Source organism: Azospirillum sp. TSH100, from assembly GCF_004923295.1.
Lineage (GTDB): Bacteria > Pseudomonadota > Alphaproteobacteria > Azospirillales > Azospirillaceae > Azospirillum.
Map to the genome: position 1 here is coordinate 84134 of NZ_CP039639.1, position 18329 is coordinate 102462.

Sequence of the window (18329 nt, forward strand, 5' to 3'; positions counted from 1 at the left end):
GCCCCGGAAAGCACCGCTCAGGCGGTCAAAACGCCGCTCGCCGGAAATCGCTCTGGCGGGCGCGGCGCCGACGCTAAGGTGGGACGTCCCACACCGCCGACTTCGGCCCCGGCTGCCGCGAGAGATCTCCGATGACCACTCCCTGCTCACGCACCCCCCTGCGCAAGGCTCTCGCCAATCTGCGCCGCCTGTTCAACGATGACAGCTACGACCGCTACCGCGAGGCCCAGGCCCGCCTCACCCCGGACGAACCGCCGCTCGACCCCCAGGCCTTCAAGGCCCGCCAGATCCTGATGACTCTGGGACGCGGCTGCTGCGGCCGATAGCCCCCTCCCCCACCCCAGGCCCCGCCTCCGGCTTCAGGCCGGGCAGCCGCGCCCGGCTGCCGCTGCGTTCGGAATAGGCGCGGGTCAGCTCCGCCCCGAACAGGAAGATGACCGCCGAATAATAGACCCACAGCAGGATCAGCACGAAGGATCCGGCCGCGCCATAGACCGTCACCACCCCGCTGGTGGCGATGTAGAAGCCGATCAGGAATTTTCCCACCGCGAACAGGAAGGCATTCACCGCCGCGCCCAGCCAGACGTCGGCCCAGCGGATGTAGGTGTCGGGCAGGATGCGGTAGATCAGCGCGAACAGACCGGTCAGCACCGTCCAGGACACCACCACGTCGACCAGCCACAGCAGCGACGGCATCGCCGGCAGATAGCCGGCGGCCCAGCGGCCGGCCGCCGCCAGCGCCGCACTGACCACCAGCGAGACGATCAGCAGGAAGCCGATGGCGCCGATCAGCGCCAGCGCCTTCAGCCGCACCCGCACCAGCCAGGTGATGGTCGATTCCTGCGGTGCCGCCACCCGCCAGATGCGGTTCAGCCCGGCCTGAAGCTCGACGAAGACGGTGGTGGCGCCAACCAGGATGGTGCCGATGCCGATGACGCTGGCGACGATCCCGGTCTCCCTGGCGCCGGCCCGCGCGATCAGATCCTGAAGGGTCTGGCCGGCATCATGCCCGACCAGCGCCGTCAGCTGGTCGACCAGCGCGCCGCGCGCCGCCTCGTCGCCGAACACCAGCCCGGCCAGCGCGATCACCAGGATGGCCAGCGGCGCCAGCGAGAAGATGGTGTAGAAGGCGATCGACGCCGCCATGCTCATCGCGTCGTCGTTCATCCAGCCATAGGCCGCATCGACCACGATCCCCCACCACCGCCGCACGCCGCCCATCGCCGCCCTCCCGTCCCGGATCACTCCCTCCGGTAACAGCGGCGGCGGCGGTTTGAGCCGACCGGAAATCCCTCATCCCAAATCCCTCACCCCATCCCCAGCCGTTCCTTGAGCGCCCCCAGGAAGCGCCGGCTGACCGGCACCACGTGGCCGCCAATGGTCTGGATCTCCGCCAGCCCGCCATCGACGAAGCGGATCTCCCGGATGCGCTCCGGGTTGACCAGATGCTGGCGGTGGCAACGGAACAGCTGGCTCTTTTCCTGAATGGTGTGCAGGGTCAGCTCGGTGAAGCGCTCCTGCCCATCCTCCCCCACCACATAGACGCCGGCGGGGCGGGAGACGACATACTCGACATCGGCCAGCTTCATCAGGGTGATGCGGTTGACCCCGGTGCAGGGAATATGGCGCAGCTCCGCCGCCCCCGGCAGGACCGACAGCTCCTGCGGCGCATGCTGGCGGCGCAGCCGCTGCAAGGTCTTCGCCAGCCGCGCCGGGTCGGCCGGCTTCAGCAGATAGTCGAAGGCATGCTCCTCGAAAGCCTGGACGGCATATTCGTCATGGGCGGTCAGGAAGACGATGCGCGGCATCCGCTCGGGATCGAGCATGCTCAGCATCTCCAGCCCGCTGACCCGCGGCATCTGGATGTCGAGGAAGACCACGTCGGGCGCCTGCCGGTTGATGGCGCCGATCGCCTCGATGGCGTTGGCGCATTCGCCGACGATGCGGACATCGGCGGCCTCCTCCAGCATCCGGCGCAGCTCCTCCCGCGCCAGCGGCTCGTCATCGACGATCAGGACAGTCATCATGCGGGTACGGTCTCTTCGAGAGGCAGGCGCAGGGTGACGCGGGTGAAGGCATCGGGCTCGCAGGCGACCGAGACGCCGTAAGCCTCACCGTAGCGGTTGCGGATGCGGCGGTCGACGATGGTCATCCCCAACCCGTCGCCGCCCGGTTTGGCCTCGTAGAGCCCGGCATTGTCCTCCACCGACAGCAGCAGGTCGCCACCCTCCCGCCGGGCCGCGATGCGCACCCGCCCATTGCCGAGAAGCTGGGCGGTACCGTGCTTGATCGCATTCTCCACCAGCGGCTGGAGCGAGAAGGCCGGCAGGCGGGCGTGGCGAATCTCCTCCGGCACCTCGATCTCCACCGCCAGCCGTCCGGTGAAGCGGGCCAGCTCGATCTGGAGATAGGCGCTGACATGCTCGACCTCGTCGGCCAGCGTCGCCATCTGGCTGGGGCGCTTCAGGTTCTTGCGGAAGAAGGTCGACAGGTTCTGCACCAGCTGCCGCGCCCGCTCCGGATCGTTGCGGATGACGGCGGAGATGGTGTTCAGCGCGTTGAACAGGAAATGCGGGTTCACCTGCGCATGCAGCAGCTTGATCTCCGACTGCGCCAGCAGCGCCTTCTGCTGCTCGTAGCGGCCGGCCAGGATCTGGTTGGACAGCAGCCGCGCGACGCCCTCGCCCAGCGTGCGGTTGATGGTGGAGAAGATCTTGGTCTTCGGCTCGTACAGCTTGATGGTGCCGATCACCCCGCCCTCCTCGCCGACCAGCGGGATCACCAGCGCCGCCCCCAGCCGGCAGGTCGGGCTGATCGAGCAGCGGTAGGCCACCTCGTTGCCGTCGGCATAGATGACCTGGTTGTTGGCGATGGCCTGATGGGTCTGCGGCGAGCTGATCGGCGTGCCGGGCAGATGGTGGTCGTCGCCCATGCCGATGAAGGCCAGCAGCTTGTCGCGGTCGGTGATGGCGACGGCGCCGACGCCGGTCTCCTCGAAGATGATGCGGGCGACGCGGGTGCTGTTCTCGCTGTTGAAGCCGCCGCGCAGCACGCCGTCGCAGCGCGCCGCGATCTTCAGCGCCTTGGCGGAGAAGGCGCTGGACTGCTTCTCGTCCAGAACGCGGCGCTCCAGCAGGATGCGCATGAACAGCGCGGCACCCACGGTGTTGGCGACGATCATCGGGGCCGCCACCACCTCCACCAGATGCACCGCCGCCTCGAACGGCCGGGCCACCGCCAGGATGATGAGCATCTGCACCACCTCCGCCACGAAGGTGACGGCGCCGACGCGCAGCGGGTTGAACAGCGGTTCGATCCGGCCCTGGCGCACCATGTGGCGGTGGACCAGCCCGCCGATCAGCCCCTCCGCCATGGTGGAGATGGCGCAGGCAAGTGCCGAAATGCCGCCCAGCGAATAGCGGTGCATCCCGCCGGTCAGCCCGACCGCCAGCCCCACCGACGGCCCGCCGAAGATGCCGCCCAGCACGGCGCCGATGGCGCGGGTGTTGGCGATGCTGTCGTCGATGTGCAGGCCGAAATAGGTGCCCATGATGCAGAAGATCGAGAAGATCACATAGCAGGCCAGCTTGTGTGGCCAGCGCACCGTGACATGGGTCAGCGGCAGGAACAGCGGCGTCCGGCTCAGCAGATAGGCGATCACCAGATAGACGCACATCTGCTGAAGCAGCGAGAGGACCAGGGTGAAGGGCTCGATGGGTATGGCGGGCATGGCGGTGTTTCCCGGCAGCGGCCTTCCGACCGGCGCTGCTCCGCACCATCCTACACCGGCCGGCGTCGTCCGCCGATGGGACATCCTTGCATCCCTCGGGTCACGGCCTTCACAGATCTCCCGCAACCGGTTCCGAAAGGTCGGCCTTCATTTCCGGATGGGTCGAGGCGCATCCCGTCTCGATGTACCGCCGGTATTCATCACGCTGGACGGCGTAGAGGTCTTCCCCCTCCGCCGGAATGTTCTTGGCGTGTCGAAGGGCCGATGCCGAGCCGCCCAGATCGATGACCACGAAATCCACAGTCGCCAGTGTCGTCGAGATGAAACTGAGCGCATAGACCTCCGCGGCGATCCCCGCCGTCAACGCCACCGCGGCCACGGTGTTGGTGGAGCCGACGAAAGGCAGCACAAGGTAAGAACCGGGTGCGAGGCCGGTCTTGCAGAGCGACGTGCCGAAATTCTCCTCCCGGCGCTCCAGGCCGAGCGGTGTGGCGACATCGAACAGGCCGCCGATGCCGAGCGTCGAATTGATCCCGAAACGCGCCGCCGAGGCGGCGGCACCGCCTGCCTTGCCCTGCAAAGCGTTGTCGAGGACCATCTCGATTTCGGTCAGGTTCGCATAGGCGTTCGACAGACCGGCCGTTACCGGGGCGGGCACCCATGGCCCTATGTGATCGACGGTCGGGTTGATGACCCAATCGAGCAACCCCTTGTTGACCGCGAACATGGTCCGGTTGAACGACTCCAGGGGGTCGGCTGCGTAAGCGGAAAACGGTACGCAGCTCATCGCCAAGGCTACGAGCAGGCTCGCCACATGTCTCGCCGCCATACCGCTCACCGACGGCGCGGGGTCGGGTGCAGCAGCGCCAGTTCCGGCGTCACCGACTGCCGCATCGCCGCTTCCCATTCCGTCATGGTGACGAAGCGCAGGCCGCGTTTCTCCCCTTCCTCAAGGATCGCCGGCAGCGCCGCGACGGTCGCCGCCTTGGTGCTGTGCATCAGCACGACGGCGCCGGGGACCAGCCGCTCGACGATGCGGTGGCGGATGATGTCGGGACCGGTGTCCTTCCAGTCCTGGCTGTCGGCGGTCCACAGCACCGTCGCCATGCCATGGTGCCGCGCCAAGGCCGCCAGAGCGTCGTCGACATCGCCGTAGGGCGGCCGGAACCATGTCGCCGTGACGCCGACCGACGCCAGCGCCTTTTCCGCCTGAGCGAGATTCCATTCTCGCTCGGCCGGCTTCAGGTCGGTGGTCATCGGGTGGGTCTGGGTGTGGCTGCCGACCTCGTTGCCGGACGCCGCCACCAGCCTGGCGATCTCGTGATGCTCGGGGATCTTGGCGCCGATGTAGAAGAAGGTCGCCTTCGCCCCATGTGCCCGCAGGATGTCGAGGATGCGCGGGTCATGGCCGTCCGGCCCGTCGTCGATGGTCAACGCCACCACCTTCGCCGTCGGCAGTCTCAGATCGACCTGGGCGAGGTCGAGGTCCGATCCGGGGATCAGGTGCTGCGTCACGAAGGGCGCCGCGCCGTGGGTGGCGGCATAGCTGCGCTGGCCCGCCATGGCGGCAGCCGGCAGGGTGGACAGGACGGCCGCCAGCCCCAACGGCAGGACGGCGCGGCGGAACAGGGTCATCATCGCGGTGGCACTTGAGAAAGGTCGGAGCCGGCCCCCTCCCTTCGATCGGGGTAGGGCCGGCGGAAGGCTTGAGCTTTGCGCCCGCCCGCCGCGATGAACAAGCGATTTATTGCGGACCCGCCGGGGCGGGGGCGGGTTGCCCACGCCCCCGCCCCGGCAGCGGCACGGTTACAGCTTCGCCCGCAGGGTCAGCAGCACGGTGCGCGGCTCGCCATAGATGTTGCCCGACTGCACGTTGTTGATGCGCTGGTAGTAAGTGCGGTCGAACAGGTTCTTGACGTTGACCGCGGCCGTGACCTTCTCGGTCAGGTCATAGGCGACGCGGGCGTCCACCGTCGCATAGCCGCCCTGGGTCAGGCGGGCATAGTTCAGCGACGGGAACTCGTTGTACATCGAGGTCTGGGCGGTGATGCCGCCGCCGACGCTCAGCCGGTCGTCGATGCTCTCGGGCAGGCGGTAGTTGGTCCACAGCTTGACCTGATGCATCGGCGCGATGGCGGTGAAGGCGCTGGCAGAGTTGGCGCTGCTGTCGAGGCTCTTGGCGCGGGTGAAGGTGTAGCCGGCATAGGCGTCCCAGCCCGGCAGGATCTCGCCGGAGACATCCAGCTCGAAGCCGCGGCTCTGTGCCTTGCCGCCGGAGATGTAGATCGACTGGTTGGGATAGCGCGGGTCGGACTGCGGCCGGTTCTCCTCCTCGATGTGGAAGACCGACGCGGTGGCATGCAGGCGCCCGCCGAAGTAATCGGCCTTGACGCCGGCCTCATACTGCCGACCCTTCAGCGGCTCCAGCACCTTGCCCGACGCGTCCACATAGGATTGCGGCTGGTACACCTGCGACACGCTGGTGTAGAGCGCGTAGGTGGAGTTGACCTCATAGACGAGGCCGGCATAGGGCGTGACCTTGCCGCGGACCGAGGCGCTGCTTTCCGCGGTGCCGGCCAGCGCGTCGGCATCGACCTTGGTCTGCCACCAGTTCATCCGACCGCCGACGATCAGCTTCAGCGGCTCGGCCAGCTTCAGGCGCAGGACGCCGTAGGTGCCCCAGCTGTCGGTGGTGGTCTTGGTGTCCTTCTGCCAGTCCCGCCAGGCCGGTTCGGCGACCGAGGAGTTGGGCGAGAAGATGTTCTGCGTCACCGACCAGCTGCCGACCGGATTGGCTGCGCGGTGGCGGAAGGTCCAGCGCTCGTAATTGGCGCCGACAACCGCCTCGTGGGTCTGGCCGAACAGCCCGAAATTGCCGTTGGCCGACAGGTCGGCGCCGATCTGATCCTGATCGTAGCGGACCTTCTGGGCGTAGAGCGTCGTCCGGTTGACCCCCGGCGTGACCGGCGAATAGGCGTAGGCCATCTTCCGGTCCATCTCATTGTCGATGTAATGGGTGGCCAGCTTCACCGCCCAGCCATTGTCGAACTTGTGCTCCAGATCGGCGAAGCCGCCCTTGGTGGTGAAGATGTCGCGGTTCCATTCCTCGCCCAGCGAGGTCGAGCGGTCGACGTCGAGCAGCCGCAGCTGGGCCTGTCCGTTCACCACCGAGGCATAGCCCGGCAGGTTCCAGGCGCCCTTGTAGCTCATCCGCTGATACCAGGCGCCGGCGGTCAGGGTGGTGTCGGGCGTCAGGTCGGCGGCGATGCTGCCATAGGCCACCGCACGGTCCTGGGTCGTCCAATCCTGGAAACCGTTGCGGTCCTGATAGGCGCCGACGAAGCGCCCGCGCAGGCTGCCGGACTGGTTCAGCGGCCCGGTGATGTCGCCCTCGCCGCGGTAGTTGGCATAGGAACCGGCGGTCAGCTCGCCATAGCCCTCCAGCGTCTTCTTCGGCGTCTTCCGGACAAGATTGATGGCGCCGCCGGGACCGCCCATGCCGTTCAGCAGCCCGGCCGGTCCCTTCAGCACCTCCACCCGCTCATACATCGCCAGATCGGGCGAGACGAAGATGCGGCTGTCCAGGCTCGTCGGCACGCCGTCGAACTGGACATTCGTCATCTCGAAGCCGCGCGAATAGAATTGCAGGCGGTTGCCGTCGATCGGCTCCACCGTGACGCCCGGCGTCTGCTTCATCGCGTCTTCGAGCGTGATGAGCTTCTGTTCCTCGATGCGCTCGCGCGGCACCGTGGTGACGGTCTGCGGCACCTCGCGCGGGGCGAGCGGCAGCTTGGATCCGACGCTGGTCGGCGGGTTGGCGTCGCGCTGCCGGTCGGCGCTGACGTCGATCGTCGGCAGCGTCATCGTCTCGGACGATGCGCTTCCGGCTTTTTGCTCTGCGTTCTGGGCCGCATTTTGGGCTAGTGCGACGGCCGGCAGCAGCAGGGCTGCCGCCGCGACCGATCCCAGCAGGCGGACGCGCCCCCTGTACTTTCCCCCATGGCGTCCGGGCTGCCCGATCGTCTTCATTGCAATGATCCCCCATTCGTCACTGTGCTGATGTCAATTCACGGATTTGTTGGCCACGGCCGAGGCCGGTCCCCCCGGTCAGGGCCGTGGCGATTTCCTGCGCGCGGATCGGCAGGATGGAGAGCAGGGTGTCGCTGAGGCCGTGCGTCGCCTCGCAGCAGCCCTGCAGGTACAGGCCGGCGGTGCAGCCGGGGACGGTCGGCAGGCGATAGTCGCGCCCCACCTCCCCGCCGGTCAGCCAGGGTTCCATCGGTCGCAGAAGCTCTTCATGGATGCGGCGGCGGTAGCCGGTGGCGAGCACCACGGCGCCATAGCGGCATTCCCGCCGCTCCCCACCGTCCAGGCTGGCGAGGTCGAGCAGCACGCCGCCGGTCGCGGCGTCGGGCCGCGCCGCCACCACGTCGTGCCGCGTCAGCAGGCCGTGCCGTTCGCTGCCCTCGACCTTCTGCTGATAGAAGATGCCGTAGATGGCGTCGATCAGGTCGGGATCGACGACGGCGTAGTTGGTGTTGTGGAAGGCGCGCAGCAGTTCGGCGCGCCCGGCCGGGGGAAGGCCGTAGAGGTAAGTGGTGTAGCCGGCGTCGAAGACCTGATTGGCGAAGGGGCTGCTGTCGGCCGGCCGCATCGCCGGCCCGCGGGCGACGATGTCGACATCCACGCCGCGCGCGTGCAGGTCGAGGAAGATCTCCGCCGCACTCTGCCCCAGCCCGACCACCGCGACCCGGCCGGCCCGCGCCAGATCCCCGGCGGCGGCGAGATAGTCGTTGGAATGGATGACCAGGGGCCCGCCCGCCTCCCTGCCGCCACCGGCAGCTTTGCGCACCAGCCCGTCGAAGGCGTCCGGCACCATCGGCGTCGCCCCGGCGCCGACCACCACGTTGCGGGCCAGCAGGCTGCGCTCGCGCCCCGCGGCATCGCGGGCGCGGATGCGGACATGCGGCACGGAATCGCCGACCCGCACCGGCTCGACGGCGACCGCCTCCATCCCATAGTCGCAAGCCCCGTCGAAGTCCGCCGCAACCCAGGACAGGTAATCGTTGAACTCGCGCCGGCTGGGATAGAAGGTCCGCAGGTTGATGAAGTCCTGCAGCCGTCCCTGCCGGTGCAGATAGTTGAGGAAGCTGTAGCGGCTGGTCGGATCGCGCAGCGAGACCAGATCCTTCAGGAAGGAGATCTGCATCCGGCTGCCGTCGAGCAGCATGTTGCCATGCCAGACGAAGCGGTCGCGCTTCTCCAGGAACCGCACCGCCAGCCCGGCATCCGCCTCGCGCAGCGCCACCGCCAGCGCGAGGTTCGACGGCCCGAACCCGACGCCCGCAAGGTCCAGAACGCGCCCGCCGTCGCCGATCAGGGAGGGGAAGCCGTGCATCGCTCAGCCCCCCTGACGCGGGGTGACGGGGTCGGCGCGCGGCACCCACAGGCGGTCGGCGAAATAGCGTTCGCGCAGCAGCATGACCAGCATCGCCCGCTTGTGCGGGAAGTCGAACTCCTTGACCTTGGCGAAGCCGGAGCGGTCGAGGTTGCGAATCTGCTGGTGATGATCGGCGCGCGGCTCGCCGACGATGCGCTGGGTGCGGGCATCGTCGAGGAACATGAAATGCACCAGCGACGGCAGCCAGGCGCTGACATAGGCCCGCCCGCGCACATGCTCCTCGCCGATCAGCACATGCCAGCCGCGGTCGTAATCCTGCGCGTCGTAGAAGGCGCCGATCCGGTTCTCCTTGGCCCAATAGACCTCGAAATAGCCGAAGGGCACGCCGTCCAGGCTGGCGATCAGCGGCATGGTGTGGGGGTCGGACAGCTGCGCCTCCAGATAGGCGCGGTGCTTGGCGAGATCGCCCTCCTCCTGCCAGAAGAAGGCGACGCGCGGGTCGTTCTGCCAGCGGTGGAAGCGCTCCAGATCCTCGCCGATGTCGGCGACGCGGAAGGACAGCGTCTGCTCCAGCCACGGAATGTGGCGGGCATAGAGCAGGCCCGTCGGCTTCGGCGGCCGGCGCGGGTGGTAGCGCCCGTTCGACAGTACATGCGTCTGCGGATAACCGCCGGATCCCGCCCCCAGCAGCCACAGATCCGGCCGCTGGAACAGCATGCCGGCCGAGGCCAGCAGGTTGCCGCCGGCATCCTCCGCCGCCACGCCGTCCAGCCGCAGCGCCTCGGCCAGATCGTCGGGCGCCAGCAGCCTCAGGACGGCCGGATCACCGGCGCGGACGAAAGCCGCCTCCAGCGCGGCGAGTGCGGCCAGCCGGCGGGTTTCCCCCTCCGCCACGCTCTGCACCAGGGACAGCTCGGCGGACGGCGCCTCGCCGGTCACTTCGCCGCTGAGGCGCCAGCGCTGCTGCACGGCGCCGTCCAGCCGAACGGTCAATTCGGCTCCCTCCCACAGGGACCGGAAGGAGCGGCCCAGCGTACGGCAGGGCGACGGGGCGCCGCCGGATGCGGCCGGATCGGCAGACAGGGTGTCGGAAACGGCGGTCATCGAAGGCGCCTCCTCATGTCCGGCCGCGCCGGACGCGGCGGAAAAACGTTCGGGAAAGGGTTCGGGCTTCTCGGGATCATTGCGCCGCCTGCATCGGTTGCGCAGGCGTCTCGCTCCAGGGCGTCAGCACCCCGGCATCGCAACGCAGCACCCGGTCGGCGAGGTGGAAGAAACGGTCGTCGTGGCTGACGGCGACGATGGTCCGGCCGCCGCGCTTCAGCTCCGGCAGCAGCTCCTCGTAGAAGAATCGGCGGAACAGCGGGTCCTGGTCGGCCGCCCATTCGTCGAGCAGCAGGATCGGCCGCTCCTCCACGACGGCGGCCAGCAGGGCGAGGCGCTTGCGCTGCCCCTGCGACAGCCGGATGTCGGACAGCCGGTCGCCCTCCAGCGTCACCTTGCGGTCCAGCCGCAGCCGGCGCAGGAAAGCCTGGGCGAGATCCTCGTCCAGTTGTCCGCCGGGCCCGACCAGCCGCTCGAACAGATGCGGGGTGGAGAAGACGGCGCTGACCTGCTCGCGGTGCCAGCCGCGCCGCTCCTCCGTCACCTCCAGCCCGGCCAGCCGGATGCTGCCGGAGGACGGGCGGCGCAGGCCGGCCAGCAGGGTCAGCAGGGTGGATTTCCCGCCGCCGTTGCCGCCGACGATGAACAGCGTCTCCCCCGCCTGCACCGTCAGGTCGACCGGGCCGAGATGGAAGCCGGGCTCCCCGCCCTGCGCCGGATGGTCGTAGACGACGCCGGACAGGCTCAGCAGCGGACCATGGGCGGGCAGCGCCGTCTGCGCCGGTTCATATCCGCCGAACTCCGCCCGATGCGGCTCCAGCCGCAGCGCCTCGACCTTCGCCAGGGCGACCGAGCCGGACAGCAGGATCGGCAGCGTGCCGACCAGATCGTTCAGCGGCATGCGCAGGAACATCAGCACCAGCACGAAGCCGGCGGTGTGCGCCCGCGGCAGCCCCAGCGCCTCGCCCGCCGCAAAGATGCCGGCGATCAGCCCCAGGATGACCAGCGCCGTCCAGCTCAGGCTGAGCACCCAATAGCGGTCGGCGCGGGTTTCGGTGTCGCGGGCATGCTCCGCCACCCCGGTCACGTCATGGCGGTGGAAGACGCGCTTGCGCGCGCTGTTCAGCGCCAGCTCGTTGCGGCCCTCGACGGCGCCGCGATAGCCGGCGAACAGGCGGTCGTCGGTCTCGCGCACCTCGATCATCAGCCGGCGCATCGCCGACACCCAGCCATAGGCGACCGCCACCCCCAGCCCGACCACCGCCGCGCTGAGCAGGAACAGCTGCCAGGACAGCCAGCCGAGATAGAGGAAACCGCCCAGCACCAGCACGCCATTGCTGAAGATGAAGGGCAGCCGGTTGAAGGCTTGTCCGACCGCGGCGATGTCCTTGGTCAGCGTGGCGTAGAGCGCCGGCGCCCCGATGGCCTCCAGCCGCTCCACATCGGTGTCGAGCAGCCGCTTCACCGTCGCCGTGCGCATCTCGCACACCACCCGGTGGCCGAGCGCCGTCAGCATCTCCTGTGCGGCGAAGCCGAAGCCGAACACCCCCGCCAGCAGCAGGGCGATCAGCGTCATGGTCGGCGCGTCCGGCGACGCGCTGCCGGCGATCAGCCGGTTGACCAGCGCGATCACCGACAGCCCGGCCAGCGACCCGGCGGCCCCCAGCGCCAGCGCTAGCGGCAGGCGCCAGCGGAAGCGGCGCAACAGCGGACCGAGCAGCATCATGGCGCACCCGCCTTCTCGGCGTCGGTCATTTCGATATCGGCCATTTCGGCATCGGCGAGCAGACCGGCCATGAAGGCGAGGTCGTCGGCCTCGTTGCGCACGCCGCGCGTGTCGATCAGCGCCGCCATGGCGCGCAGCGTCGGCGCCCGGAACAGCTCGGCCAGCGGCAGGTCATGGCCGAACACGCCGCGGATGCGGGTCTGCAACCGCACCAGCCGCAGCGAATGGCCGCCCAGCCGGAAGAAATCGTCGCTGGCCCCGACCCCGTGGCACTCCAGCACCTCGTCCCACAGCTCGGCGAGCTGGGTTTCTGTTTCGGTGACAGGCGGCTCGAAGACGGCGGAGCGCGCGGGCGCGTCCGGCGCCGGCAGCGCCTTGCGGTCCACCTTGCCGTTGGCGTTCAGCGGCAGCCGGTCCAACACGACGCAGACCGACGGCAGCATGTAGGCCGGCAGCCGCGCCGCCAGATGGGCATGGAGGTCGGCCGGCTCACCACCGTCCGCCGTCACCAGATAGGCGCAGAGCAGCGCCTCCCCACCGGCCGGCGCATGCGCGGTGACGGCGGACTGACGCACCAGCGGATGGCTGTCCAGTGCCGCTTCCACCTCTCCCGCCTCGATGCGGAAGCCGCGGACCTTCATCTGCTGGTCGCGGCGGCCGAGGAACTCGATGGTGCCGTCGTTGCGCCGCCGGGCGCGGTCGCCGGTGCGGTAGAGGCGGCTGCCCACCCCGCTTCCCGGCGCCTGATCGTCGGGAAAGGGGTTGGGCAGGAAGCTCGCCGCGGTCAGCCCCGGCAGTCCGCCATAGCCGCGCGCCAGCCCGATCCCGCCGATCCACAGATCGCCGACGATTCCGGGCGGCACCGGCTCCAGCCGGCCGTCCAGGATGTGCAGGCGGTTGTTGGCGATGGCATGGCCGATGGGGACCACCGCCTCGCCCTCCGCCACCCGCTCCACCGCCCAGGCGGCGGACCAGACCGTCGTCTCGGTCGGGCCATAGACGTTCAGCAGCCGCACCCCGCGGGCCAGCAGGCGCCGTGCCAGATCGCCGCCGAGTGCTTCGCCGCCGCACAGCGCGCGCAGGCCCGGCCAGGACCGCTCGGTCGCCTCCAGCAGCATCCGCCATGTCGCCGGCGTCGCCTGCATCGCGGTGATGCCGTGCCGGTCGATCAGCCGGGCCAGCGCCTGGGGATCGCGCGCCTCCTCCCGCGTCGCCAGCACCACGCGGGCGCCGGTGACCAGCGGCAGGAACAGCTCCAGCCCGGCGATGTCGAAGCCCAGCGTCGTCACCGCCAGCAGCCGGTCGTCGGCCGTCAGCCCGACCTGCATCTGCATGGCGTGGAGGAAGCTGGCGAAGGCCTGCCGCTCGATCTGCACGCCCTTCGGCACGCCGGTCGATCCGGAGGTGTAGAGCGTGTAGGCAAGCTGGTGCGGATGCGCCGGCCGCCCGGGATTGCCACCCGCCAACGCCTCGAACCCGGCCGCGAACTCGTCCAGCGGCGCGTCGATGATCAGCACCGGCGCTGCATGGGTCAGGATATGGGCGTTGCGTGCCGCCGGCTGGTCGGGGTCGAGCGGCAGATAGGCCCCGCCCGCCTTCTGGATCGCCAGCAGCGAAACCAGCAGATCGGCGCCGCGCGGCAGCGCCACCGCGACCAGCCGGTCCGGCCCGACGCCACGCTCAACCAGCCAGCGCGCCAGCCGGTTGGCCCGCGCATTCAGCGCGCCATAGGTCAGCGTCCCGTCGCCGGCGACCAACGCCACGCAGTCCGGCAGCTCGGCGGCCTTGCGCTCGAACAACGCCGCCAGATCCTCCGCCGGGTCGAGCGGCAGGGCGGTACGGTTCCAGCGCGTCAGCTCCGTCAGCCGTTCCTCCGCGGTCGTCAGCGGCAGGTCGGCCAGGGGCGCCTCCGGATCGGCGAGCATCCCGCCCAGCAGCGTCCGGACACCCACCGCCAACCGCTCCGCCGTCGCGGCGTCGAACAGCTCGGTGGCGTAATCCAGCGCAAGAGCGACGCCCGCCTCCCCAACCGCCACATCGAGCGCGAGGTCGAGCTTCGCGGTTGTCTCCGGCACCGGCAGGGCCATCACCGTCAGCCCCGGCAGGCGGACGCTGGCCGGTGCCTCCATCCGCACATTCAGCATGGCCTGGAACAGCGGCGTGCGGCTGCCGTCGCGCACCGGGTCCAGCCGCTCCAGCAGCCGTTCGACCGGAGCCGCACCGTCGTTCAGCGCCGCCAGCACCTCGCCGCGCAGCCGCCGGCACAGGGCGCGGCCGGTCAGGTCCGGGGTCAGCCGGGCGCGGAAGACCTGGGTTTCGACGAAGAAGCCGACCAGCGGTTCCAGCGCCTCGTCGGCACGGCCGGCATCGGGCACGCCGACGGCGAAATCCGCCTGCCCGGACCAGCGCCCGAGCAGCGCCTGCCACGCCGCGAGCAGCGGCACGAAGGGGGTGCAGCCCTCCGCCCGCGAGAAAGCGCGCAAAGTCGCCGCCATCTCGGCGGGCAGGGCGAACTCCACCCGCGCACCACCGCTGCCGCGAACCGCCGGACGCGGCCGGTCGGTCGGCAGCTCCAGCGCCGGAATGCCGGTCCCGAGCCGGGCGAGCGCCCGCCCGACGGCATGGTCGATCCGCGCCTGCGCCGCCTCGCCGCGCTGCTCCAGCGCGTAATCGGCATAATGCAGGGTCAGCGGCGGCAACAGGGTTGCCGATTCCGCGTCCTCGTCGGCCACCGCCGCGCCATAGGCGGTCAGCAGGTCGCGCGCGAGGATCGGATTCGACGGCCCGTCCGACAGGATGTGGTGCATCGCTAGCAGCAGCACCGCGTCGCCGCCCGTCAGCGTCAGCAGCGTGGCGCGCAGCGGCGGTCCGGCGGCGAGGTCGAAGGGCCGTTGCGTCTCTGCAAGAATCCGCTCCGCCAACCCTGCTTCGTCCAGATCCCCCGCTTCGCGGTCCAACCGCAGCGCCGGCCGCGACAGCACCAGCTGCACCGGCGCGCCGTCCTGCTCCTCGAACCGGGTGCGCAGGATGGCATGGCGCCAGGACAGCGCCTCCAACGCCCGTTCCAGCGCCGCCGCATCCAGGGCGCCCGCCAGACGGAAGGCCCGCGTCAGGTTGTAGGCGGCATCGGCCGGGTCCAGCCGGTGGAGCAGCCAGAGCCGCTCCTGCGCCAGCGACAGCGGCGCCGTCCGCTCGACGCGATCAAGTTCGGCGCGATTGAGACTTACCAGCATCTTAGGCCCCGCCTATTCCGCTGCCAGCCCGGTGGGCACCGCACCGGACGCCCGTTCGGCAAGGGCCGCACGCAAGGCGGCACGGAAACGCTCGGCGATCTCGTCCACCTCCGCGGCCTCGACGATCAGCGGCGGCAGGAAGCGCACCACGGCGCCATGCCGCCCGCCCAGTTCCAGGATCACCCCGCGTTCCAGGCACTGGCGTTGCAGGGACCGGGCAAGCTCGCCGTCGGCCGGGCGGGCGCCGGTGCGCGAGGGCGGCCGGTGCTCGTCCACGATCTCGACGCCGATCATCAGGCCCGGCCCCCGCACGTCACCCAGGCAGGGATGGTCCACCTGGATGGCCCGCAGATGGGCGGTCAGCCGCGCACCCAGGACGGCGGCATGCTCGTCCAGCCGGTCGGCGCGGATGCGGCGCAGAGTCGCCATGCCCGCCGCCATCGCCAGCTGGTTGCCTCGGAAGGTGCCGGCATGGGCGCCCGGCGCCCAGCAATCCAGCTCCGCCCGATAGACCACCACCGACAGCGGCAGGCTGCCGCCGATGGCCTTGGACAGCACCAGAACGTCCGGTTCGATCCCGGCATGCTCGAAGGCGAACAGCCGCCCGGTGCGGCCGAGCCCGGTCTGCACCTCGTCGAACACCAGCGGCACACCATGGGCGCGGGTCAGCCGGCGCAGGCCCTGGAGCCAGCGCAGCGGCGCCGGCACCACGCCGCCTTCGCCCTGCACCACCTCAACCACCACGGCGGCGGGGGTGACGATGCCGGATTCCGGATCGCTCAGCAGCTGGTCGAGCAGAGCCAGCCCGGCATCGACCCCGGCCTCCCCGCCCAGCCCGAAGGGGCAGCGGTAGTCGTAGGGATAGGGCAGCATGTGCACGTCGCCGGTCCCACCGCCCAGCGGCCGTTTCGGCGCCAGATTGCCCATGATCGCCAGCGTGCCCTGGGTCATGCCGTGATAGCCGCCGGAGAAGCCGACGACGGTCCGCCGCCCGGTGGCGGTGCGGGCCAGCTTCATCGCCGCCTCGATCCCGTCGGCGCCGGTCGGGCCGCAGAACTGGATGCGGGCGTCGCGGGCGAAGGCCGGCGGCAGCGCGGCGAACAGCTCCTCGACGAAGGCGTCCTTGACCGGCGTGGTGAGGTCCAGCGTGTGCAGCGGCAGCCCGCTGTCCAGCGTCGCCCGGATCGCCGCCACCACGTCGGGGTGGTTGTGGCCCAGCGCCAGCGTTCCAGCCCCGGCGAGGCAGTCGATGAACAACTGCCCGGCACTGTCGCGCACATAAATGCCGCGTGCTTCGGTCAAGGCCAGCGGGATGCGCCGGGGATATGAGCGCGCGTTCGATTCGCGCGCCTCCTGCCGGCGCAGCAGCGGATCGTCGCGCAGGCGGATCGGCGGCTGGCCGCGGAAACCGTCCAGCCCGAAGGACGCCGCAAGGATCGCGGTCATGGCGAAGACCTCCCTCACAGGGGGAATAGGGAATTGGGTGCCGCCGCTCAGGCGGCTTCGCCCAGCGCGCGGCGCAGGCTGAGCGGGCGCATGTCGGTCCACACCCGCTCGATGTGGGCGAGGCAGTCCTCCTTGGGGCCGCTGACGCCGACGGTGCGCCAACCGGCCGGCACCGGCTTGTGGTCGGGCCAGATCGAGTATTGCTCCTCCTCGTTCATCACGACGTGGAACCGCGTGTCGGGGCTGTCCCAGCTCATGGCCGAAGCTCCTTCAGGTGAGGGCGCGGACGGGTTGATCGTTTTCGGGGAAGACCCCCTGGGAAGATCGCGTCCTGCTTTCTTGCATAATGAGATTGATTCTCATTTGCAAGTCGATTTGCAGTAGGCTAACGTTCGGCACGGCTGAAGGATGGCACCGGCGATACCCGCAGACTGCGTGGTGTCTCCGCCACCTCCGCACTGCCGCGTGCCCAACCCGGCACCGGCACCCGCCGCGATTGCTGCCCACCCGCCGGCAGGACGCACTATCGCGCCCCACTATGCGAACGATTCTTACTTGCAGTAAAGACGTTTTTGCCGATCTGCCCGCATTCGGGCCTGCAATTGGACGGAACAATCGACCGATGGACCAGCGCCTTTCCGACCCGCGACCGGCTCCGCAAGCCCTCCCGCAGACCGGCTGCCCCCAATCCGGCCGCCTCCATGTCAGCCCCCTGCTTCCCGACGGCGAGCTGCCGCTGCTGGTGACGCCGGCGGACGGCCCGCTGGGGCCGGAGGGATGGCGCGAGCTGCTGCCGGACATCGGCGCGCTGGTGGAGGAGCGGTTGCGGCAGGCCGGCGGGTTGCTGTTCCGTGGCTTCGGCATCCACGGCGACACCCCGTTCCGCACCTTCGTGGAGAGCTTCGGCAAGCCGCTGCTGGACTATGATTTCGGCTCCACCCCGCGCTCGGCGGTGGACAAGGGCGTCTACACCTCCACCGAATATCCGGCGCACCAGTCGATCCCGCTGCACAACGAGCAGGCCTATACCCTGCAATGGCCGCGGACGATCTGGTTCCACTGCGTCACCGCCGCCGCCACCGGCGGGGCGACGCCGATCGCCGACAGCCGCGAGGTGTTCCGGCGGATCGATCCGGCCGTCCGCGACCGCTTCGCCGCCAAGCGGCTGATGTATGTGCGCAACTACGGCAACGGGCTGGACCTGCCCTGGCAGCGGGCGTTCAACACCGACGACCCGGCGGCGGTGGAGCGCTTCTGCCGCGTCAACGCCATCGCCTGGGACTGGACCGAGGACGGCGAGCTGCGCACCCGCCAGATCTGTCAGGCCGTCGCCCGCCATCCCGCGACGGGAGAGGAGGTGTGGTTCAACCAGGCCCACCTGTTCCACGTCTCCAACCTGCCGGCGGCCGTGCGCGACAGCCTGCTGGCGGTGGTGGAAGACGAGACGGAGCTTCCCCGCCACGTCTTCCACGGCGACGGCAGCCCCATCGCCGACGCCGACCTCGACCATATCCGCGCCGTCCTGGACAAGTGCACCCGCAGTTTCCCCTGGCAGGAGGGGGACGTGATGATGCTGGACAACATGCTGGCCGCCCACGGCCGCGATCCCTTCACCGGCGCCCGCAAGGTGGTGGTGGCGATGGCCGATCCGGTGCGCTCCCCAGAGCTTCCGGCAGTGTAGGGGACAAC

Annotated in this window: 14 protein-coding genes; 2 read left to right on the forward strand and 12 right to left on the reverse strand. The window is 69.8% G+C overall.

The features are described from left to right. Nucleotides 1-131 precede the first annotated feature (131 nt). On the forward strand, nucleotides 132-326 hold the full coding sequence (locus tag E6C72_RS28455) for a hypothetical protein (RefSeq protein ID WP_109442893.1): 195 nt from the start codon (nucleotides 132-134) through the stop codon (nucleotides 324-326). On the opposite strand, the gene E6C72_RS28460 is transcribed toward E6C72_RS28455, so the two are convergent. The 12 genes from E6C72_RS28460 to E6C72_RS28515 form a co-directional block, all read right to left on the reverse strand. Next, entirely contained in the window at nucleotides 274-1245 is a 972-nt protein-coding gene (locus E6C72_RS28460; RefSeq protein WP_247875927.1) for a YihY/virulence factor BrkB family protein, read from the reverse strand. The two genes, E6C72_RS28455 and E6C72_RS28460, sit on opposite strands and share 53 nt — an antisense overlap. A 62-nt stretch (nucleotides 1246-1307) precedes the next feature. Further along, nucleotides 1308-2027 carry a two-component system response regulator BtsR gene (gene btsR, locus E6C72_RS28465; RefSeq protein WP_199228852.1) on the reverse strand — a complete coding sequence of 240 codons (720 nt, stop codon included), beginning with the start codon at nucleotides 2025-2027 and terminating at the stop codon, nucleotides 1308-1310. Next, complete coding sequence (locus tag E6C72_RS28470; protein WP_109442891.1) at nucleotides 2024-3730, reverse strand: sensor histidine kinase; 1707 nt, start codon at nucleotides 3728-3730, stop codon at nucleotides 2024-2026. Before E6C72_RS28470 ends, btsR begins: the two co-directional genes overlap by 4 nt. Before the next feature lie 109 nt (nucleotides 3731-3839). Then, nucleotides 3840-4544: an MlaA family lipoprotein gene (locus tag E6C72_RS28475; RefSeq protein ID WP_247875926.1), complete on the reverse strand. Its 705-nt coding sequence runs from the start codon at nucleotides 4542-4544 to the stop codon at nucleotides 3840-3842. A 20-nt stretch (nucleotides 4545-4564) separates the two neighbouring features. Further along, a complete protein-coding gene (locus E6C72_RS28480) occupies nucleotides 4565-5368 on the reverse strand; it encodes a polysaccharide deacetylase family protein (protein ID WP_109442889.1) in 804 nt (267 codons plus the stop codon). A 168-nt stretch (nucleotides 5369-5536) separates the two neighbouring features. Continuing rightward, nucleotides 5537-7594: a TonB-dependent siderophore receptor gene (locus E6C72_RS28485; RefSeq protein WP_158280208.1), complete on the reverse strand. Its 2058-nt coding sequence runs from the start codon at nucleotides 7592-7594 to the stop codon at nucleotides 5537-5539. Nucleotides 7595-7778: 184 nt separating this feature from the next. Then, nucleotides 7779-9128, reverse strand: coding sequence for a lysine N(6)-hydroxylase/L-ornithine N(5)-oxygenase family protein (locus E6C72_RS28490; protein ID WP_109442887.1), 1350 nt, complete (start codon nucleotides 9126-9128; stop codon nucleotides 7779-7781). Nucleotides 9129-9131: 3 nt separating this feature from the next. Further along, on the reverse strand, nucleotides 9132-10235 hold the full coding sequence (locus tag E6C72_RS32455) for a GNAT family N-acetyltransferase (protein ID WP_109442886.1): 1104 nt from the start codon (nucleotides 10233-10235) through the stop codon (nucleotides 9132-9134). A 76-nt stretch (nucleotides 10236-10311) separates the two neighbouring features. Next, the gene (locus E6C72_RS28500; protein ID WP_109442885.1) at nucleotides 10312-11961 is read right to left on the reverse strand and encodes a cyclic peptide export ABC transporter; all 1650 of its coding nucleotides are present in this window, start codon (nucleotides 11959-11961) and stop codon (nucleotides 10312-10314) included. Next, nucleotides 11958-15194 carry a non-ribosomal peptide synthetase gene (locus E6C72_RS28505; RefSeq protein WP_109442884.1) on the reverse strand — a complete coding sequence of 1079 codons (3237 nt, stop codon included), beginning with the start codon at nucleotides 15192-15194 and terminating at the stop codon, nucleotides 11958-11960. Before E6C72_RS28505 ends, E6C72_RS28500 begins: the two co-directional genes overlap by 4 nt. Nucleotides 15195-15206: 12 nt before the next feature. After that, nucleotides 15207-16640, reverse strand: a complete 1434-nt coding sequence (locus E6C72_RS28510) for a diaminobutyrate--2-oxoglutarate transaminase (protein ID WP_109442883.1) — start codon at nucleotides 16638-16640, stop codon at nucleotides 15207-15209. 47 nt (nucleotides 16641-16687) lie between these two features. After that, nucleotides 16688-16897 (reverse strand): MbtH family NRPS accessory protein, encoded by a 210-nt coding sequence (locus E6C72_RS28515; RefSeq protein ID WP_109442882.1) that lies wholly within the window; start codon nucleotides 16895-16897, stop codon nucleotides 16688-16690. A gap of 365 nt (nucleotides 16898-17262) precedes the next feature. Here E6C72_RS28515 and E6C72_RS28520 point away from each other — a divergent pair, with 365 nt between their 5' ends. Further along, the gene (locus tag E6C72_RS28520) at nucleotides 17263-18321 is read left to right on the forward strand and encodes a TauD/TfdA family dioxygenase (protein WP_109442881.1); all 1059 of its coding nucleotides are present in this window, start codon (nucleotides 17263-17265) and stop codon (nucleotides 18319-18321) included. The last annotated feature ends 8 nt before the right edge of the window (nucleotides 18322-18329 follow it).